This is a genomic window from Ideonella dechloratans (assembly GCF_021049305.1).
In the GTDB taxonomy this organism is placed as follows: domain Bacteria; phylum Pseudomonadota; class Gammaproteobacteria; order Burkholderiales; family Burkholderiaceae_C; genus Ideonella; species Ideonella dechloratans.
In genome coordinates, this window is record NZ_CP088081.1 from 265,874 (window position 1) to 285,496 (window position 19,623).

Annotated in this window: 13 protein-coding genes; 10 read left to right on the top strand and 3 right to left on the bottom strand. The window is 70.4% G+C overall.

What is annotated here, in order from left to right:
- Positions 1 to 5: 5 nt before the first annotated feature.
- The 3 genes from LRM40_RS01270 to LRM40_RS01280 all read right to left on the bottom strand — a co-directional run bounded on the left by LRM40_RS01270 (position 6) and on the right by LRM40_RS01280 (position 4,601).
- Positions 6 to 1,847 carry an AMP-dependent synthetase/ligase gene (locus LRM40_RS01270; RefSeq protein ID WP_151125390.1) on the bottom strand — a complete coding sequence of 614 codons (1,842 nt, stop codon included), beginning with the start codon at positions 1,845 to 1,847 and terminating at the stop codon, positions 6 to 8.
- A 48-nt stretch (positions 1,848 to 1,895) separates the two neighbouring features.
- Complete coding sequence (locus LRM40_RS01275; protein ID WP_151125389.1) at positions 1,896 to 3,206, bottom strand: DUF805 domain-containing protein; 1,311 nt, start codon at positions 3,204 to 3,206, stop codon at positions 1,896 to 1,898.
- 90 nt (positions 3,207 to 3,296) lie between these two features.
- Positions 3,297 to 4,601 (bottom strand): tryptophan--tRNA ligase, encoded by a 1,305-nt coding sequence (locus LRM40_RS01280; protein ID WP_151125388.1) that lies wholly within the window; start codon positions 4,599 to 4,601, stop codon positions 3,297 to 3,299.
- Between the two features lie 131 nt (positions 4,602 to 4,732).
- Between LRM40_RS01280 and LRM40_RS01285 the strand changes: the two genes are divergently transcribed.
- The 10 genes from LRM40_RS01285 to LRM40_RS01330 all read left to right on the top strand — a co-directional run bounded on the left by LRM40_RS01285 (position 4,733) and on the right by LRM40_RS01330 (position 19,599).
- On the top strand, positions 4,733 to 6,178 hold the full coding sequence (locus LRM40_RS01285) for a HAMP domain-containing sensor histidine kinase (RefSeq protein WP_151125387.1): 1,446 nt from the start codon (positions 4,733 to 4,735) through the stop codon (positions 6,176 to 6,178).
- The gene (locus LRM40_RS01290; RefSeq protein ID WP_231067657.1) at positions 6,171 to 6,770 is read left to right on the top strand and encodes a hypothetical protein; all 600 of its coding nucleotides are present in this window, start codon (positions 6,171 to 6,173) and stop codon (positions 6,768 to 6,770) included. Before LRM40_RS01285 ends, LRM40_RS01290 begins: the two co-directional genes overlap by 8 nt.
- A 32-nt stretch (positions 6,771 to 6,802) precedes the next feature.
- Positions 6,803 to 8,230 (top strand): sigma 54-interacting transcriptional regulator, encoded by a 1,428-nt coding sequence (locus LRM40_RS01295; protein WP_151125385.1) that lies wholly within the window; start codon positions 6,803 to 6,805, stop codon positions 8,228 to 8,230.
- Positions 8,231 to 8,398: 168 nt separating this feature from the next.
- The gene (locus LRM40_RS01300; protein ID WP_231067658.1) at positions 8,399 to 10,066 is read left to right on the top strand and encodes a glucan biosynthesis protein G; all 1,668 of its coding nucleotides are present in this window, start codon (positions 8,399 to 8,401) and stop codon (positions 10,064 to 10,066) included.
- 2 nt (positions 10,067 to 10,068) lie between these two features.
- On the top strand, positions 10,069 to 12,243 hold the full coding sequence (gene mdoH, locus LRM40_RS01305; RefSeq protein ID WP_231067659.1) for a glucans biosynthesis glucosyltransferase MdoH: 2,175 nt from the start codon (positions 10,069 to 10,071) through the stop codon (positions 12,241 to 12,243).
- Positions 12,244 to 12,461: 218 nt separating this feature from the next.
- Positions 12,462 to 15,401: a type VI secretion system Vgr family protein gene (locus tag LRM40_RS01310; protein WP_151124513.1), complete on the top strand. Its 2,940-nt coding sequence runs from the start codon at positions 12,462 to 12,464 to the stop codon at positions 15,399 to 15,401.
- A 45-nt stretch (positions 15,402 to 15,446) separates the two neighbouring features.
- Complete coding sequence (locus tag LRM40_RS01315) at positions 15,447 to 16,286, top strand: DUF4123 domain-containing protein (RefSeq protein ID WP_259372494.1); 840 nt, start codon at positions 15,447 to 15,449, stop codon at positions 16,284 to 16,286.
- A 69-nt stretch (positions 16,287 to 16,355) separates the two neighbouring features.
- The gene (locus LRM40_RS01320) at positions 16,356 to 16,874 is read left to right on the top strand and encodes a DUF3304 domain-containing protein (RefSeq protein WP_170288888.1); all 519 of its coding nucleotides are present in this window, start codon (positions 16,356 to 16,358) and stop codon (positions 16,872 to 16,874) included.
- A gap of 149 nt (positions 16,875 to 17,023) precedes the next feature.
- A complete protein-coding gene (locus tag LRM40_RS01325) occupies positions 17,024 to 18,901 on the top strand; it encodes a T6SS phospholipase effector Tle1-like catalytic domain-containing protein (protein WP_231067661.1) in 1,878 nt (625 codons plus the stop codon).
- On the top strand, positions 18,898 to 19,599 hold the full coding sequence (locus LRM40_RS01330; protein WP_151124517.1) for a hypothetical protein: 702 nt from the start codon (positions 18,898 to 18,900) through the stop codon (positions 19,597 to 19,599). The genes LRM40_RS01325 and LRM40_RS01330 overlap by 4 nt, the downstream gene beginning before the upstream one ends.
- The last annotated feature ends 24 nt before the right edge of the window (positions 19,600 to 19,623 follow it).

Here is a 19,623-nt window from a genome sequence, read left to right on the forward strand (position 1 = left end):
GGGCCTCAGCGCGGGCCATAGAGGGCCTGCAGCTCGTTCTCGAAGCGGGCCATCAGGTTGTGGCGCTTGAGCTTGAGCGTCGGGGTGAGCAGGGTGTTCTCGACCGTCCAGGGTTCCAGGCTCAGCACCACCGCCCGCGGCACCGCGTAGCGCGGGAAGCCCGCAGCCCGCTGGGCCAGCCGCTTGAGCACCGCCTCGTGGGCCAGGCTGCTGCGCAGGCTGGCCGGGTCCTGCCAGTCCAGGCCCAGGCTGAAGGCCAGGCGGCGCCATTCGTCCTCGTGCAGCACCACCAGCGCGCCGATGAAGGGCTTGTTTTCGCCCACCACGCAGCACTGGGCGATCAGCGGGTCCTCGCACAGGGCCTGTTCCAGGTCGACCGGCGGGATCTTCTCGCCGGTGGAGGTGACGATGATGTCCTTGATGCGGCCGCGGATGTAGATGCGCCCGTCCAGGATCTCGGCCTGGTCGCCGGTGCCCAGCCAGCCGTCGGGCGTCAGCACCCGGGCGGTGTCCTCGTCGCGGTGCCAGTAGCCCTGCATCACCGAGGGACCCTTGACCTGCAGCTCGCGGTTCTCGCCGATGCGCACCATCACGCCCGGCAGCGGGCGGCCCACGCTCATCGGGTCGTTGCTGTCCAGCGTGTTGGCCGAGACGATGGGCGAGGTCTCGGTCATGCCATAGCCCTGGATGATGGGCAGGCCCAGGCCCAGGAAAGTGCGGGCCACGGCCGCCGGCAGGGCCGCGCCGCCGCTGACCGCCACCCGGATGCGGCCGCCGAAGCGGGCCAGCACCGGCCGTGCCACCAGCAGCGACAGCAGCGGCCAGACCAGGGCGTCCAGCAGGCGCGGCGCGCCGTCGGCGTCGGGCGGCAGCTCCTGGCGGGCCCGGAAGCGCCGCCAGCCCACCGCGATGGTCCAGTCCATCAGCCGGGCCTTGAGCGGCGAGGCCGCCATCACCTCCTGCAGCTTGGCGTACACGCGCTCGTAGATGCGCGGCACCGACACCAGCACGGTGGGCCGCTGGACCAGCATGTCCTGCGGCAACTCGGCCACCGAGCGGGCATAGGCCACGCAGCTGCCGGTGGCGATGGGCAGGTAGTAGCCCACCGTGCGCTCGAAGGTGTGCGACAGCGGCAGGAAGGACAGGAAGCGGTCCTGCGGCGTCGGGGCCACGCACTGCAGCACCGCCGTCAGGTTGGCCACCACGTTGCGGTGGCTGAGCTTGACGCCCTTGGGCCGGCCGGTGGTGCCGGAGGTGTAGACGATGGCGGCCAGGTCTTCCGGGCCCGGCCCGGGCCGGTCGGCCGAGGGCACGCCCGCGGCCAGCCATTCGGCCAGGCCCAGCACCGGCACCTGGGCCGAGGGCAGGCGGGAGAGGTCCTCCGGGCTGGCGGTCAGGTCGCCGGTGACGACGACCGCCTTGAGGGCCGGCAGGATGGCGCCGGTGTGCAGGATGGCTTCCCACTGGTGGCGGGTCTCCAGCACCAGCAGCGAGGCCGCGCTGTCGGCCAGGATGTAGCCGATGCTGCCCGGGTTGTCGATGGCGTGCAGCGGCACCGGCACCAGGCCCAGGGCCATTGCGGCCTGGTCGATGCTCATCGCGTTCAGGCCGTTGGGCAGCAGGATGGCCACCCGCCCGCCTTCGGGCAGGGGCATGGCGGCCAGGGCATCGCGCCAGCGGGCCACCCGCTCGCCGGCCTGGGCCCAGCTCAGGGACTCCCAGCGCTGGCTGGCCGGATCGAAGGCCCGGTAGGCCTCGCCCTGCGGCGACAGGGCCACGCGGGCCTTCAGCAGGGCCGGAAGGGTGGGAGCGTCGGTGACCGGGGCAGAGGCGGAAGAAGGACTCATAGCCCTCGGATTGTGACCGCTCCCCCGCGTCCGCCGCCGGGCAGGGGCTCAGTTTTCCGGCAGCACCCAGGCGTCGTCCAGATGCACCAGCTGGCAGGCCACGCCACCCTCGGGGCGGCGGCTGTTGCACTGGCGCAGGGCGTCGGTGGCGGCCTCGTCGGGCGAAGCGGCATCGGTGCGCAGGCCCCAGGCCGCGCCGCTGGGCGAGCGGGCGAAGGCACGGTGGCCGCGGCCGGTCACGTACTCGCGGTCGAAGGCCCGAGCGGCTTCGGGGCTGCCCAGCACCGATTCCAGCGTGATCTTGGGCCGGTTGGCCTGTTCGGCCTGGGCGGCTTCCTCGGCGTCGGACATGCGTTCGGCCCAGCGCTTGGCCGCATGCAGGCTCAGACTGATCGACAGGCCCAGCACCACCACCGCGGCGATGGCCAGGCCCGAGTGCCGCTCGCGCTGGGGCTCGCCGTAGTCGTTGGGGTGCTCGTCGCCCGGCACCAGCATGATCACGATGCTCAGGATGGGGCCGATCACCGGCAGGCCGAAGAGCAGGGCCCACCAGCCGCTGCGGTTGAAGTCGTGCATGCGCAGCGTGGTCAGGCGCCAGCTGAAGAACATGACCCAGATCACCACCCCCAGCATCAGGGCGCCGGTCGTCCAGCCGGGCCACTTCACCAGCAGGAAGAAGGACAGCCCCATGCCGGCCCAGGCCATCAGGTTGCCCGCCAGGTAGCTCATGCGGCCCAGCCGGCCGTCGAAACTGCGGCCCAGCAGCGGCACCTCGTCCTCGGTCACGAAGCGCTCGGCGGCCGGGTCGGGCAGGGGCTTGAGGCCCCGGCGGGCCCGGGCCGCGGCGATGCGCTCGGCCCGCTCGGCGGCGCGCTGTTCCTCCCGGGCGGCCAGGGCACGCGGGATGTCGGTGGCGCACTGGCGGCACAGGATGCGGCGGGGCTGGCGCTCGCCGCAGGTGGGGCAGGTGACCTCGTCCAGGGCCGCGGGATCCGGCGCCAGACGCATGGGTGGCTCCGCCCGCGGGACGGTGGGTGGGGCCTCGGCGGCCACCAGCGAGAGGGCAGGTTCTGCCGGGGCGGGCGCGGGCGCCGGGATCGGCGCCGCTCGCACGCTGGCCGGCAGCGGGGTGTCGGGCTCGACCTTCAGCTCGGCCCCCAGGGCGGCAAAGCGCTGCACCCAGGCGGCGGCCTGTTCGGCCGGCAGGCCGCGCTTGATGACCACCGAGCGGCCGGAGAACAGCTTGTCCAGCCGGGGGCCGTCGAGCTTGAGCCAGGCGCCCAGCTTGTGCTGGACGGAGGCGCGATCGAAGCCATCGCGCACGGTGCCGGCGAACACCAGCCGAACCGGAGTATCCATGGGCCCCTCAGGGTGTTGTTGCGCCTCGCAGGCTAGGGGGTGGGGGCCGCTTCGGCAATCCCCTGAGCGGGGGGCTGGGCGGGCGCCGGCTCAGGCCTCGGCCTGCTGCAGGGCGGACAGGGCCTGGCCCACCTCGTCGGCCTGCACGCCCTCGCCCAGGGCCACCGGGGCACCGGCCAGGGCGGCCGCGCCCTCGAGCTTCAGGCGCTTGACCCACTCGCCGGCCTCGCGGCCACCGGCAAAGCCCTGGCTTTGCAGCAGCACGCGGCCGTCGTGGGCGCTGAGCTTGAAGTAGAACTGGCCGTCGGCCTCGCGGTACTGCTTGAAGACGGGCAGGGCGGTCTTGGCCTTGGCCACCGGCGCCGCGCTGGCGGCCAGCGGCTGGAAGCGGCGCAGGCCCACCGCATGGCGCAGGCGGTCCAGCAGCGGGCGGGCCAGGGCGCGGGCGCGCTCGGCCCCCTTCTGCAGGATGGCCTCGATCTCTTCCGGGTGGGCCATCAGCGCGTCGTAGCGCGCGCGCATCGGGCCGATCTGGCGGTTGATCTGCTCGAACAGGCGGTTCTTGGCCTCGCCCCAGGCCAGGCCGGCGCGCAGCTCGGCGCGGAAGGCGGCGCGCTCCTCGGCCGTGGCGAAGGCGTCGAAGATGGTGACCAGGTGGGCGCTGTCCGGGTCCTTGGGCTCGCCGGGCAGCTTGCTGTCGGTGACGATGCGGGCGATCGCCTCGCGCAGCGCCTTCTCGCCGCCCTCGAACAGCGGGATGACGTTGTCGTAACTCTTGCTCATCTTGCGGCCGTCCAGGCCGGGCAGCAGCTCCATCGTCTCGTCCACCTGCGCCTCGGGCAGCACGAAGAACTCCTCGCCGGCGCCGAACAGGTGGTTGAAGCGGGTGGCCACGTCGCGCGCCATCTCGATGTGCTGGACCTGGTCCTTGCCCACCGGCACGCGGTGGGCGTTGAACATCAGGATGTCCGCGGCCATCAGGATGGGGTAGCAGTACAGGCCCATGGTCACGCCGGCATCGGGCTCCTCGCCGGCGGCCGTGTTGGCGTCCACGCTGGCCTTGTAGGCATGGGCCCGGTTCATCTGGCCCTTGCTGGTCACACAGGTCAGCAGCCAGCACAGCTCGGGGATCTCGGGGATGTCGCTCTGGCGGTAGAAGACCACGCGCTCGGTGTCCAGGCCGGCGGCCAGCCAGGTGGCGGCGATCTGCAGGCGCGAGCGTTCGATGCGGGCCGGGTCGTCGCACTTGATCAGCGCGTGGTAGTCGGCCATGAAGAAGAAGCTCTCCGCGCCGGGCTCGCGGCTGGCGGCGATGGCCGGACGCAGGGCGCCCACGTAGTTGCCGAGGTGCAGGGTGCCGGTGGTGGTGATGCCGGTCAGGACACGCTGTTGCATGGGAAGGGGTGTGAATGCGGTTGTGGGGGGCATTGTCGCAAGTCGGCGTCGCCCTTGGTCACGCCTGGGCCGGCGCGGCCGGCCTACACTGCCGGCTGCTTCACTCTGCTCCATGGCCGAGCACCCCTCCTTTGGTCCTGCGCACCTCCTTCCGCCAACTGCTGCTGCTGGCCTTCGTGCTGACCGCTGCCGCGCTCGGCGCGGTGTCGCTCAGCGGCCTGCAGGCGCTGCAGGGGCTGATGGCCAAGAGCCGCGAGGCGGCCCAGCAGGCCGTGGTGCTGAACCTGGCCGTCAGCGGCCTGGGCGACCGGGCCACCGACATGGAGCGCGCCGCCCGCCAGTACCTGGTGCTGGGCGACCCGGTGCTGCGCCAGCGCTACGACGCCGCGGTGCGCGAGGCCCGCAACGCCATGCAGCCGCTGGTCGATTTCGAGCCGACGGCCGCGCAGGCCCGCCACTGGCTGTCGGCGGCCGCCCAGATCCGCCGGCTGCTGGATGCCTCCGGCATGGGCTCGCCCGAGCGGGACCAGGCCCTCAGCCAGGGCTTCGAGCAGCTGGGCGAGGGCACCCGCCGCCTGACGGTGCAGGTGCAGCGCAGCATCGCCGAGCGCAACCAGGCGGTGCAGGACGCGCTGGAATCCCAGCGCGCGCGCCTGGTGCGCCAGGTGGGGGTGGCCATCGTGGTGGTGGCGCTGGCGGCGCTGGCCTTCGGCCTGTGGCTGACCCGGCCGCTGCGCCAGCTCGGCCGCGCCATCACCGCCCTGGGCGAGGGGCGCATGGCCGAACCGGTGGAGATTGCCGGCCCTTCGGACCTGGCCCGCCTGGGCCACCAGCTGGACTGGCTGCGCCGGCGCCTGATCGAGTCCGACGCCGACAAGGACCGCTTCCTGCGCCACACCTCGCACGAGCTGAAGACGCCGCTGGCCGCGCTGCGCGAAGGCGCCTCGCTGCTGCAGGAGGGCGTGGGCGGTCCGCTCAGCGCCGGGCAGGCCGAGATCGTCGGCATCCTGCGCCACAACACCGCGGTGCTGCAGCAGCAGATCGAGGACCTGCTGCGCTACAACGCGGCGGCCTTCGACGCCCAGCGCCTGCAGCGCCGGCCCACCCGGCTGCGCAGCCTGGTCGAGGGCGTGGTCGAAGCCCAGCGCCTGAGCTGGCAGGCCCGCCACATCGCGGTGGAGGTGACGGGGGGCGAACGCCTGGAGGCCCCGGTGGACCCCGACCGCCTGGGCATGGCCCTGGCCAACCTGATGATCAACGCCATCCGCTTCACCCCCGAAGGCGGGCAGATCCGCTGGCGGCTCTGGCGCGAGGGCGACCAGGCCGCGCTGGAGATCCAGGACAGCGGCCCCGGCGTGGCCGAGCCCGACCGCGAACACATCTTCGATCCCTTCTTCCGGGGCAGCCTGCAGCCTGAGGACCAGCCCCGCGGCAGCGGCATCGGCCTGTCCATCGTGCGCGAACAGGTCAGCGCCCACGGCGGCAGCGTGGCGCTTCAGCCCGGCCCGGGCGGCGCCACCTTCCGCATCCTGCTGCCCCTGGGCGACACCCGCACCTTCCGAACTTCCCATGCCTGACGCCATGTCCCCGCCTTGCCGTTCCGTCCCGCTGTGGACCCCGTGCCTGCTGGGTCTGCTGCTGACCCTGGCCGGCTGTGACAGCCTGCCGCCACCACCCGCCGGCACCCCCGTGACCGAGCCCCCGCCCGCCACCACCGCCGCGCCGGCCTGCGAGCCGCCCGCCACCGCGCCCACCCACAGCGACCGCGATCTGGCCGGCCGCCGCCTGCTGCAGTGGCAGGATGAGCTGCGCAATGCCAGCGGCGAGCCGCTGCCCGCCCGCATCGCCCGCCTGAGCGCCGACACCCCCACGCCGGCCCACCTGGTGGAGCTGGGCCTGGCGCTGCTGCACACCCGCAACCCGGGCGACGCCGCCCGCGCCCAGGGTCTGCTGGAGGCCGTGGGCAAGGCCAGCGGCGACGAGGCCGCGGCCTGGGCGCCCTGGGCTCGGCTGCTGGCCGGCCGGGCGGCCGAGCAGCGCCGGCTGGAGGAACAGTCCGACCGCCTGGCCCAGCAGCTGCGCGACAGCCAGCGCCGCATCGATCAGCTCAGCGAGAAGCTCGAGGCCCTCAAGGCCATCGAGCGCTCGCTGGGCCCCAAGCGGCCCTGAACGCGGTCCCGAACCGGCCCCGAGGAGCCCCCATGCCCAGCACCGCGACGAACAGCGACACCAAGACCCCCATCCTGGTGGTGGACGACGACCCCGACCTGCTGCGCCTGCTGTCGCTGCGACTGAGCGCGGCCGGCCATGCGGTGACCGCGGTGGCCAGCGCCGAAGAGGCCCTGGCCCGCCTGGAGCTGGCACGCCCGCGCCTGGTGCTCAGCGACGTGCGCCTGCCCGGCATGGACGGTCTCAAGCTCTATGACGCCATCCAGGCCCGCTACCCCGGCCTGCCGGTCATCCTGCTGACCGCGCACGGCACCATCCCTGACGCGGTGGACGCCACCATGCGCGGCGTCTTCAGCTACCTCACCAAGCCCTTCGACGGCCAGGAGCTGATGGCCGCGGTGGACCGGGCCCTGGCCGTGTCGGCCGCGGCCACGCCGCGCACCAGCGAGGCCGGTGAGGCCTGGCGGGCCGAGATCGTCAGCCGCTCGGCGGTGATGGACGAGGTGCTGGCCGAGGCCCGGCTGGTGGCCGCGGGCGATGCCTCGGTGCTGATCCGCGGCGAAAGCGGCAGCGGCAAGGAACTGCTGGCCAACGCCATCCACCGCGCCAGCCCGCGCGCCAAGGGGCCCTTCGTGGCGGTCAACTGCAGCGCCATCCCTGAGGCCCTGCTGGAATCTGAGCTCTTCGGCCACGTCAAGGGCGCCTTCACCGGCGCGGTGGCCAACCACCGCGGCCTGTTCCAGAGCGCCGACGGCGGCACCCTGTTCCTGGACGAGATCGGCGACATGCCGCCCACGCTGCAGGTCAAGCTGCTGCGGGTGCTGCAGGAACGCCAGGTGCGGCCGGTGGGCGCCCAGCAGTCGGTGCCGGTGGATGTGCGCATCCTCTCGGCCACCCACCGCGACCTGGACGCGGCCATGGCCGCCGGCGAGTTCCGCGAGGATCTCTACTACCGGCTCAACGTCGTCACGCTGACCCTGCCCACCCTGGCCGAGCGGCGCGAGGACATCCCGCTGCTGGCTCAGCACTTTCTGCAGCGGCTGGCGGCCAAGTACCAGAAGCGTCTCAATGGCTTTGCCCCCGACGCGCTGAGCGCCCTGAGCACCGCCGCCTGGCCGGGCAATGTGCGCCAACTGCACAACGTGGTGGAGCAGGTCTGCGCCCTGGCCACCGCGCCGCTGATCCCGCTGAGCCTGGTGCAGCGGGCCCTGCGGGTGCCCACGGTGGAGGTGCTGCCCTTTGCCGAGGCCAAGCGCCGCTTCGAGCACGACTACCTGGTCGGCCTGCTCAAGCTGACCGACGGCCAGGTGGCCGACGCCGCCCGGCTGGCCGAACGCAACCGCACCGAGTTCTACCGCCTGCTGCAAAAGCATGGCCTGACGCCCGGCCTGTTCCGCGGCGAGTCGCCGGATGGCGACGAGGGCGGGCCCCCTGTCGCCGACGAGCGACAGGACAAATAGCCTTGTGTATCAGTCACTTGGCTGAATTGTTGCGCTGCAGCGAAAAAGCCTGTCGCTGATCGGCGACGCTTTTGCCCCTGAAACCGGGGGGCAGGCAGGAGGCTTTTCTTCAAGCCGCTGATTTGAAAAGGATTTTCCGTCTGGCACGGGCTTTGCCCTGTCAGCGGCATGACTGCACCCGTCCGCTGCTTCATCACAGCCCGCCGCCCGGCTTGCCGGATGCTGGCGCTGGCCGTGTTGCTGGCCGCCCAAGCCGGTGCCCGGGCTGCCGCGCCTGAGCTGCCGCAAGCCCCGCTGCAGGTGGCGGCGGCTCCCTCGGCCAGCGTCGCCGCCTCTGCCACGGCGCCCGCTGCACCCAGCGCGGCCAGCATCGCCGCCCCCTTCTTCGACCGCCTGGGCGAGCGCGCCCGCAGCCTGGCCGGCCAGCCCTACGCCCCGGTGCCCAGCCGCACCCCGCAGGCCCTGAAGGACCTGAGCTACGACCAGGCCCGCGACATCCGCTTCCGGCCCGACCACGCCGTCTGGCGCAGCCTGGGCCTGCCCTTCGAGCTGATGTTCTTCCACCTGGGCAAGTACCAGACCGAGCCGGTGCGCATGCACGAGCTGTCGCCGGATGGCGAACGCGCGCTGCCCTACCGGCCGGAGGACTTCGACTACGGCGCCAACACCGCCCTGCAGCCCGCCGCCTGGGGCGACATCGGCCACGCCGGCTTTCGCGTGCACTACCCGCTCAATGGCAGCGCCTACAAGGACGAGCTGATCGTCTTCCAGGGCGCCAGCTACTTCCGCGCCCTGGGCGCCGGCCAGCATTACGGCCTGTCGGCCCGTGGTTTGGCGGTCGATTCGGCCGGCGGCAGCGGCCCCGAGGAATTCCCCCGCTTCACCGACTTCTGGGTCGTGCGGCCCGAGGCCGGCGCCAAGGTGCTGACCGTCTTCGCGCTGCTGGATTCCCCGCGCGTGGCCGGCGCCTACCGCTTCGACATCCAGCCCGGCCAGAGCACCGCGGTCAACGTCCAGGCGCGCGTCTTCCTGCGCCAGACCACCCAGCCCATCCGCACCCTGGGCATCGCGCCGCTGACCAGCATGTTCCAGTTCGGCGAGAACCAGCCCAACAAGGACGACTTCCGCCCCGAGGTGCACGACAGCGACGGCCTGATGGTGGCCAGCGGCACCGGCGAATGGCTGTGGCGCCCGCTGCAGAACCCGCGCTGGCCGCTGGTCACGTCCTTCGCCATGCCTTCGCTGCGCGGTTTCGGCCTGATGCAGCGCGACCGCAGCTTCGCCAGCTACGAGGACCCCGAGGCCCGTTATGAAAAGCGTCCTTCGGCCTGGGTGACGCCGGTGGGCGACTGGGGTGCCGGCCGCGTGGAGCTGATGCAGCTGCCCACGCCGGACGAGACCAACGACAACATCGTCGCCTACTGGGTGCCGGCCCAGCTGCCCGCCGCGGGCCAGCCGCTGAACCTGGCCTGGCGCATCGACTGGCAGGGCGACGCCCAGCAGCGCCCGCCCGCCCTGTGGGTCAGCCAGACCCGCGCCGGCCGCGGCTTTGCCGCCCTGGCCGCGGGCGAGCGCCAGTTCGTCATCGACTTCAACGGCACGGTGGGCGGCAAGCCCCTGCCCGACAACGCCGCCGTGCAGGCGGTGGTCAGCAGCAACGACGCCGGCCGCATCACCGAACAGAACGTCTACCGCGTGGACGCCACCGGCGCCTGGCGACTGACCCTGCGCGTGCAGACCCTGGACCCGGCCCGGCCGGTCGAGCTGCGCGCCTACCTGCGCTCCGGTGCCGACACCGTGAGCGAAACCTGGACCCAGATCCTTCCTCCGCAATGACCATGACCCACACCCGCACTCCGAGCACCACCCCGTCGGGCGCCACCGCGGCCCCGGGCATGCCCCCCATCCACCGTGGCAGCATGAAGCCCCAGCCCTGGCTGGGCGTGACGCGCCGCCTGCGCGGCGACACCGCCCCGGCCGACGCGCCCTGGCGCGAGAGCGCCGCGCGCAGCGCCGCCGCCCCCGCCGCCTGGGAAGCCGCCGCCAAGACCCGCCGCCGCTGGCTGCTGTTCTGGGTGCTGTCGGCCACCCTGCTGTCGGCCGGCCTGCTCTGGAGCATCCAGCCCAGCGCCGGCACCAATGTGGTCGAGCTGGCCCAGGTCGCCCTGTTCACCCTGCTGTTCGCCTGGGTGGCCGCCGGTGCCATCACCGCGGTGATGGGATTCTGGGTCACCCTCAAGGGCGACCGCCACACCCTCTCGGCCCAGGACGCCGAGGGCGTGACCCTGCCGGCCGATGCCCGCACCGCGGTCATCATGCCCATCTGCAACGAGGACGTGACCACCGTCTTCGCCGGCCTGCGCGCCACCTGCGAATCGCTGACCGCCTCGGGCGCCCAGCGCCTGTTCGACGTCTTCGTGCTGTCGGACACCAACCGCCCCGAAGTGCGTGCTGCCGAGCTGCGTGCCTGGCAGACGATGCGCGAGCAACTGGCCGCCGGCGGCAGCGACATCCGCGTGTACTACCGCTGGCGCCAGCTGCGCACCCGCCGCAAGGCCGGCAACGTGGCCGACTTCTGCCGCCGCTGGGGCCGTGACTACCGCTACATGGTGGTGATGGACGCCGACAGCGTGATGAGCGGCGACACCCTGGTGACGCTGGCCCGCCTGATGGAGAAGAACCCGCGCGCCGGCATCCTGCAGACCGCTCCGCGCGCCTGCGGCCATGCCACCCTGCACGCCCGCGCCCAGCAGTTCGCCAGCCGGGTGACCGGCCGCCTGTTCACCCTGGGCATGCAGTTCTGGCAGCTGGGCGAGGCCCACTACTGGGGCCACAACGCCATCATCCGCGTCGAACCCTTCATGAAGCACTGCGGCCTGGGCACCCTGCCGGGCACCGGCGCGCTGGCCGGCGAGATCCTCTCGCACGACTTCGTCGAGGCCGCGCTGATGCGTCGCGCCGGCTACGAGGTGTGGCTGGTGGGCGACCTGGAAGGCAGCTACGAGCAGCAACCGCCGCACCTGCTGGCCGAGCTGCAGCGCGACCGCCGCTGGTGCCAGGGCAACCTGCAGAACGCCCGCCTGATCGCCGAGCCGGGCCTCAAGGGCGTGCACCGCGCCATGCTGGCCACCGGCGCCATGTCCTATGTGTCGGCCCCGCTGTGGCTGGCCTACGTGGTGCTGGGCGCCGGCATCTGGATGAACAGCAACGACGACACCGTGCCGACCCTGCTGACCCACCGCAGCGTGATCACGCTGTGGATCACCACCGGCCTGATGCTGGCCCTGCCGCGCGTGCTGGGCGTGTGGGCCGTGCTGCGCCGGGGTGAGCAGGCCGCCTTCGGTGGCACCGTGCAGCTGATCGCCAGCTCAGTGCTGGAAGCGCTGATGTCGGCCATCCAGGCCCCCATCCGCATGGCCGCGCACAGCCTCTTCGTCATCGGCGGCCTGACCGGCTGGACCCTGGAATGGAAGTCGCCCCCGCGGGAAGCCAGCGACGTCAGCTGGACCGAGGCCCTGCGCCGCTTCGGCCCGCTGACCGCCGTGGTGGCCGTGGCCCTGGTGGCGGTGTCCAGCGTGTCGCCGGCCACCACGCTGTGGTTGCTGCCCATGGGCCTGCCGCTGCTGTTCTCGGTGCCCTTCACGGTGCTGAGCAGCCAGGGCGCGCTGGGCCAGCGCCTGCGCGACGCCGGCTGGCTGACCATCCCCGAGGAAGCGCGTTCGCCCGCCGTGCTGCGCCAGGCCTGGCACTACGCCCAGCTCTACGCCAACCTGCCGGCCCTGGCCACCGCGCTGCTGTCGGACCTGCCGCGCCTGGCGTCCCTGGCCATGAAGGCCGTGGGCCCGCGCCACACCGGCCAGGGCCTGCGCGGCGAAGCCCGCCGCCAGCGCATGCTGCAGCTCAGCCGCAACGCGCAGGACGCCGCCGCCGCCGAGCAGCTGCACTTCCTGAACGAGCCGCACAGCCTGCGTCTGCTGCATGCCGCCACCGCCGGCCAGGCCATGCCGCGCTGAGCCGCACCTGCTTGCTCCAAAGGGCCCTTCGGGGCCCTTTTTTGTTGCTGCTGGTGACAAGCATGACAGCCCGTGTGGAAACTCCCCCGGATGGGTGACGAAGTGCCCGAACCCCCTTCCTAGAATCCGCGCGACCCGGGGCGTGCGAGTGTGACGAGTGTGGAATTGGCGTGCGCTGCGAGGTCCACACAACAGCCGGCCAGGGAGGGCGGCACACCATGATCAGCAGCCTGACGAGCGCCCTGGCGAGCACCTTGGGGCTCTTCGACGATGAGCAGCGCCTGTACCGGCTCGATTCGCCCTGCGCCGAGCTGGCGGGCCTGCATGTGCAGGCCTGGGCCCTGCGCGAAGCGCTCAGCCGCCCCTGGGAGCTGCAGCTGCTGGCCGTCAGCGAGACCCAGGGCCTGGCGCTTCGCGCCCTGCTGGGCCAACCCCTGACCCTGGTCACCCGCCTGGCCGACGGCAGCGAGCAGCGCCGCAGCGGCCAGGTGCTGCAGGCCGCGGCCGAGGACAGCGACGGCGGCCTGTCGCGCTACCAGTTCACCGTCCAGCCCTGGCTGGGCTTTCTGGACCAGACGCTGCGCAGCCAGGTCTGGCAGGACACCCTGCTGACCGACCTCATCGACAGCGTGCTCGGCCGCTATGCCGCCTGGGCCAGCTGGCGCTGGGCGCCCTGCGTGAGCGAGCACCTGGGCGCCTCGGCCCAAGCCGGCGTGCGGCCCTACACCGTGCAGTACCGCGAGACCGATCTGGCCTTTCTGCAGCGCCTCTTGGCGCGCGAAGGCCTGGCCTACCGCTTCGAAGAGGCCGAGGACGGTCAACCCGGTCCCACCGTCGTCTTCTTCGCCGACAGCACATCCAGCCAGAGCTGCCCGGAAGACGCGGGCTCGGCCGCCTGGGGTGGCGTGCGCTTCCACCGCGACGGCGTGCAGGAAGGCCAGGACACGATCCAGGCCTTCGGCGGTCAACGCCAGCAGGCCGTGGCCGTGCTCAGCGCCACCCGCTACGACCCCGAGCAGGCCCGCCTGGTGGCCGCCGAGGTGGCCACCGCCGGCAGCGTGGGCGGTGAGAACGCCCCCTGGCTGGAAACCTACGAGAGCCTGGGCGAGAGCGGCCACGGGGCCTTGCTGGCCGACAGCGGCCAGCTCCAGCGCAGCCTCACCCTGGCCCAGCAGGCCATCGAAGCCCGCCACAAGACCTGGCTGGGCCGCTCGGTGGTGCGCAGCTTCAGCGCGGGCCAGCGCTTTGCGCTGACCGATTCCCCGCTGGACGCGCTGGACGCGCTGGACGACCTGCGCCCCGAAGAGGACAAGCAGTTCCTGCTGACCGAGCTCACCCACGCCGGCCTCAACAACCTGCCCAAGGACCTGGCCGAGACCCTCGCCCGCCAGTTCCAGCCCTGGGGCGGGCGGCGCCGCCACGACCCGCTGGCCGAGTTCTGGCCCGAGTGGCTGGAGCCCGCGCTGATCCGCCAGGCCCAGACCCGCGGCTACGCCAACGCCTTTGCCGCCATCCGTGCCCACATCCCCTGGCGGCCGCTGTGGGTGGACGAGCACGGCCAGTGCCTGTACCCGCGCGCGGTGGCGCCGGGCCCGCTGCTGGCCACCGTGGTGGGGCCCGACGGCAGCACCACTCCGCTGGGCGACCAGGAGGTGCACACCGACCGCCTGGGCCGGGTGCGCATCCGCTACGAGTTCCAGGGCCAGGAAGACAACGCGCCGGGCACCGCGCTGGCCAGCCCCTGGGTGCGCGTGCTGCAGCCGCTGGCCGGCGAAGGCCAGGGCCTGCAGTGGACCCCGCGCATCGGCCACGAGGTGCTGGTGGGCCATGTGGACGACGACCTGGAGCAGCCCATCATCCTGTGCGGCCTGTACCACGGCCGGGGCGAGGGCGGTGTGCCCGCCACGCCGGGGGGCCAAGGGGCCGAGGCCGACACCAGCAGCTTTGCCAACAGCAGCGACGCCAGCCCCTCCGCCCAGGGCAACCTGACCGGCGGCCACAGCCCGGCCTGGCACGGCGGCGCGCCGGGCGAGCTCAGCCAGGGCGGCCAGCGCAATGCCGCGGCCCTGTCCGGCTACAAGAGCAAGGAATTCGGCGGCAGCGGCTACAACCAGCTCGTGTTCGACGACAGCGACGGCCAGCTGCGGGTGCAGCTGGCCAGCACCCAGCACGCCAGCCAGCTCAACCTGGGCCACCTCATCCACCAGGCCGACAACCACCGCGGCAGCTTCCGCGGCACCGGCTGGGAGCTGCGCACCGACGCCTACGGTGCCGTGCGCGCCCGCCAGGGCCTGCTCATCAGCACCTTCGGCACCCAAGCCGCCGAGCCCGCGGGCGACAACGCCGCGGGCATCGCCCTGGCCCGGCAACTGGGCACCCTGAGCCAGACCTTCAGCCAGGCCGCCGCCACCCACCAGACCGTGGCCTTCTCCGGCCAGTTGGGCAGCGCCCAGGCCGGCCGGAGCCGGGTGGACCCGAAGGCCGCGCCCATCCCCGCCTGGCTCACCCAGGTCAGCGGCATGGTCAGCGCCCAAGATGTGGACCAGGCCCAGGCCGATGCGGCCGGCAAGAACACCCAGGCCAGCGACGACAAGCTGCCCCACAGCACCGACGCCATCGCCGCCGTCAGCGCCCGTGGCGGCCTGCTGCAAACCGCGGCGGCCGACATCGTCTACGCCGCCGGCGAGAACATCCACCAGGCCAGCGCGCAAGACATCGACCAGGCCGTGGCCGGTGCCTACCGGCTGCACACCGGCCAGGCCATCGGCATCCTGGGCGGGGCCATCCAGCCCGGCAGCCAGGCCGCGGGCACCGGCGTGACCCTGATCGCCGGGCAGGACCCGCTGAGCATCCAGGCCCAGGCCGGCAGCGCCCAACTGGCCGCGCAAAAGCAGCTGGCCATCCAGAGCCAGAGCGCCAGCGTCAACTGGGCCGCGGCCAAGAAGATCACCCTGGCCACCGCCGGCGGCGCCTCCATCACCCTGGAGGGCGGCAACATCACCTTCGAGTGCCCGGGGACCATCACGGTCAAGGCGGGGGCGAAGAGTTTTGAGGGTGGGGAGAAGGTGGATCACCCCATGCCGGTGATGCCGCAGCAGGTGTGCGTGGCGTGCCTGTTGAAGGCCGCCAGTGTCGGCGCCCCCTTTGCGCTGGGTTGATGGACCATGACACGCCTTGACCCTTTGGCATCACTGACGGCACACATGCAGGCGCTTGTGGCGGCATGTCCTCAGAGCTTCCTGTATGTACTGGTCGATGGGGCCATGCTGTCTCCTGACGATCCCGATCGTCATGTGTTGTCCGAGCGTGGCCTGCCACTGATGCCGACCCAGGCCCAAGCCACGCCGGATCAGTACTGGGCGCTGCCGCACCTGATCCCGCTGACAGCGAGGGAGGTTGGCGGCGAGGGTTTGGCGCTTCGCACCAGCATGCGTTGGGCGTCTGAGGCGGATGCCGCCTCATGGCTGGCCAGCTCCTGGGACCGATCGGTCTTGGTGGCTGCGCTGCGGGCGCGTCTGTGGGTACAGATCGACGAGCGCATGGGTGCGGTGCTTCGATACTCGGATGCGCGGGTGCTCCCGGTGCTGGCCCGTGTGCTGAGCCTGGAGCAACGTACAGAATTCTTCGCGCCCTTGGATGCTTGGTGGTACATGGGGCGTTCCGGCAACATTGAGAAGTTGGATCTGGCGATTTCGTCAGCGCCGAGGCCTGTGTTCGCGGAGGCTACCCTGTGTTTGGACGAGACGCAGCAAGCGGCCCTGCAAGAAGCCGCCGAGCCCGATGCGGTGGCTGCCATCCTGCGGCAGGAGTCACCCGAGTTCCTGCAACTGCAGCGGGCGGATCGGCATGAGTTTGTGTGCCGCAGCATGGCGGCCGCAAAGCAGTGGAAGCTGCAAAGCACCTTGGCACTGGCCCAATACAGTCTGATGGCTTTGGAGCTGGGCGAAGGCTTCGCTCAGACACCGCAGTGGGCGCCACTGATGGAAGACGTCAGAGCCGGAAGGCTGAGTCTGGCGCAAGCCGCTGAACGCGGTGGACATTGAACTCGCAGACAAGGAAGACCACGAATGATCCCTCGGCGCCATTTCTCCTGGTCACGCTGGGCCCCCCTGGTGCTTCTGTTCACCGCGCTCGCCGCTTGCCAACCGGCCCGTTCCGGCGGCAAGGCGGCCACGACACCGCCCCCCTCGAGCGAACCCCATACCCTCACCATCCTGGGCTACAACTACACCAATCGCTACATCGACCAGTTCTCGGTCAATGGCGCAGGGGGCGGCAACATGAGTGTCAGTACGCCCACCAGTTCTGGCGGAGGCGGCACCTGCTGTGCTGTTTGGATCGACGGAACACCCTTGCCGGTAACGATGCATGTGCGGTGGGTGGCCGATACGTGTGTTGAGTTTTTGACCAACAAGTATGGCGAAAGGCGCGCGACTGCGCGCAACACCTACAAAGAGCAAGACGTGGTGTTCAAAGGCCCTGTGCCCGCAGATCCAAATAACCTGGAGGTGCATTTCTATCCCGATGGGCACATTGAGATAGCTATTACCAAGATGCCTTCCAAACCGCTGCTCAAGCTCGATCCTGAGCGTGAAGTCAAGGCTGCCCTCTGCTCAGACGTTAAGCCATGAGTGACCAGCAACTTTCTCGGGTGCAGCCCTTAGCGCAAACTGTGGCTTCTCTTGTCGGCACGGGCGCAGTCGCGGGGAAGGGTCCACTGGTTGAGCGGGCCGTTGCTCCCTCAGTCGGCAAAGCATCCCTGGCGGCGCGAATGGCAGGAATGGACGCTGCGCATGCTGATGCATCGCCATCGGTCAGCTGCCAACAAAGCCTGTACGTCAGCTTCTTCTTCGACGGGACGGGTAACAACATGGATGCTGACATGCCGACGCTGGAGCACAGCAACGTTGCGCGCCTGTATCGCGCGCATGCCCGTGACAACAGCGCGACGGGCGTATTCCGGCGCTACATCCCTGGCATCGGCACCCGCTTTGCGGAAATCGGCGATGCAGGACAGGGCCCCATTCCCATGGTGGACACTCACAAGGGCATGGGGGCGATGGGCCAGAACCGGCTGGACTGGGCATTCAAGGAACTGAAGACGCTCATCAGCCAGGCAGAGGCCCGGGCACAGAACCCCACGAACAAGATCCTGTTGATCCGCCTGGCTGTGTTCGGTTTTTCGCGCGGGGCCACCTTGGCGCGGGCTTTTGTGCGTGATCTGGTGGATCCGAACAAGGGCATGACGGTGTTGCAGAGTGGGCAACTGACCTGGAAGACGGGCCGCTACCCGCTGAGCATCGAGTTCATGGGACTGTGGGACACCGTGGCGTCGGTGGGCCTGCCGATGAGTGCCAACAATGTGGGCGCTTACCGCTCGTCCAGGCGTTCGGGAGGCAATGCCATCCGGATGACCAAGGATGTTTTGCTGCGTCAGAAGCCCGAGATGCTGCGGGCCGTGGACTTGGCTTTTGGTCTTCCGGGGGCGGATCCGTCACCGGGTTCAGCCGATGGGCATGGTGCTTGGGCCGATGGCCTGAAGATTCCGGACGTGGTGCGGCAATGCGTGCACATGGTGGCCGCCCATGAGTGGCGCAACTCCTTTCCCGTGGACAGCGTGCAAGGCTCTGCGCTGACGCGTGGGGCCAATTGCAGAGAGTACGTCTATCCGGGGGCGCACTCCGACGTGGGAGGAGGTTACCGGCCGGGTGAAAGCGGCGAGGGACAGGCCGTTTCCGCAGGTAGCAAAAATCCCAGTGCAGACCTGCAATTGAGCCTGATTCCGCTTCGGGCGATGTATGAGGAAGCGATTGCAGCGGGAGTGCCTCTGCTGAAAATCGGGGGGCAGGGGTGGGACATCAACAACAGCGATGACTTCGACACCTCTTCCACGCTGCGTGACCGCTTCAACCACTACATGTCCGCCACCGTCTGGGGCGGCGTGCCGCTGGGGCAGGCCGTGTTGACCCACATGCGCATGTATTTCGCTTGGCGCTGGTACCGCATCCGCTTTGGACGGCAGGCTGAGCAAAAGAGCATTGCTGACAACCAAAAGGTGTTTGCGAGTGACAAGGCAGCGCTGCAACGCCAGCAGAATGAACTCAAGCGTCAGCGACAAGCGGCGCTCAGTGATGCCCTCATGCTTCAGCCGCCCAGTCCACCAACCCGAGGGGGCGACTACGCAGCCAAGCAGGCGGCCTATCAACAGGCCACGGCGGCCTACAAGCAGCGCATTGCGGCCGATCGAAGCAAAGTAGCGGAGCTTGACCGGCAGATCGGCGAATTACAGGCACGCATTGACACGGCGGCCGACGACTCCGCGTTGGCCGAGGCAACGGCCGACTATGACAAGGAGCTGCTCGAAGACGTATCGGGCATCCTGAAGGAACTGAAGGCGCACCCGGAGCGGCGTTCGCAACTGCGTCCTCACTATCGCAACTTGGTCGAGACCTACGAAGAGGAATACGTGCACGGGCGAGGTTTGCGCGACGAGAAGATCATCGCCTTCTTCGACGAACATGTGCACGATTCGTTGGCGGGGTTCAACACTGACAGCACGCTCCCGTCCGACCCGCGTGTGATCTACGTGGGCGGGGATCAGAAGCTGGATTACGCGAAGGCAGATACCTCTGCCACTGAAGAAGGGTTGCCGGCATGAGGCGGTGGCTGTTGGGCACGGCAGCCATCCTGGTCGGTATGGCGGCGTGGGCCGGTGATGACCTGGCCGGGCACTACTACCTGGATGGCGTGCACGAGGTTGGGTCAGAGCTGGTACTGGGGACAGACGGGCGATTCAGCTTTGGGCTGAGTTACGGCGCGGTGGACCAGGAGGCGCAAGGCAGCTGGAAGCGCGACGGTGACCAGGTGGTCTTGCGCACGGACTCGCCTCCGCCCGCGGGGTTTTCCTTGGGGGAGGTGTCTGATCAGCTGCTGGATGCTTATGGCACCGAGCCTGACAACCCCACGCTGCTGGCGGTGCGAGTGACCACCCCCAGATTGGACCTGGTGTGGTCGAACATGCAGATCACGGCCGAGTTCAGCAATGGGCTGACGCGCAGCGGGATGACTGGTCGCAGAGGCCTGCTGGGGTTCCTCGCCCGCACGGACGGGCCATGGCAGGGGGCCGTGATACGCAGAGTGTCGGTGGCCTACCCGGCGGGCAACGTGGCGGCGCAGTGGTTTGACATCGACCCGAAGAAGGTTCGTGGTGTGGTGGTTCATTTCGAACCGGGCGAGTTGGCGGCGCCAGCCTTCAAGACCGCTTCGTTTCACGTTGTGAGCGTGGGGGGCAAAGTGACGTTGACTCTTCAGAAGGACGGGCCAGGTCAAGCAGGCTGGCAATACAGCCGGCAGTGAAACGTTGTCACGCTCATGCCGGCC

Coding starts and splice junctions, on each gene's coding strand:
- LRM40_RS01310 (WP_151124513.1), top strand. CDS start 12,462: ATGATCAGCAGCCTGACGAGCGCCCTGGCGAGCACCTTGGGGCTCTTC.
- LRM40_RS01280 (WP_151125388.1), bottom strand. CDS start 4,601: ATGCAACAGCGTGTCCTGACCGGCATCACCACCACCGGCACCCTGCAC.
- LRM40_RS01295 (WP_151125385.1), top strand. CDS start 6,803: ATGCCCAGCACCGCGACGAACAGCGACACCAAGACCCCCATCCTGGTG.
- mdoH (WP_231067659.1), top strand. CDS start 10,069: ATGACCCACACCCGCACTCCGAGCACCACCCCGTCGGGCGCCACCGCG.
- LRM40_RS01270 (WP_151125390.1), bottom strand. CDS start 1,847: ATGAGTCCTTCTTCCGCCTCTGCCCCGGTCACCGACGCTCCCACCCTT.
- LRM40_RS01290 (WP_231067657.1), top strand. CDS start 6,171: ATGCCTGACGCCATGTCCCCGCCTTGCCGTTCCGTCCCGCTGTGGACC.
- LRM40_RS01330 (WP_151124517.1), top strand. CDS start 18,898: ATGAGGCGGTGGCTGTTGGGCACGGCAGCCATCCTGGTCGGTATGGCG.
- LRM40_RS01275 (WP_151125389.1), bottom strand. CDS start 3,206: ATGGATACTCCGGTTCGGCTGGTGTTCGCCGGCACCGTGCGCGATGGC.
- LRM40_RS01315 (WP_259372494.1), top strand. CDS start 15,447: ATGCAGGCGCTTGTGGCGGCATGTCCTCAGAGCTTCCTGTATGTACTG.
- LRM40_RS01300 (WP_231067658.1), top strand. CDS start 8,399: ATGACTGCACCCGTCCGCTGCTTCATCACAGCCCGCCGCCCGGCTTGC.
- LRM40_RS01325 (WP_231067661.1), top strand. CDS start 17,024: ATGGACGCTGCGCATGCTGATGCATCGCCATCGGTCAGCTGCCAACAA.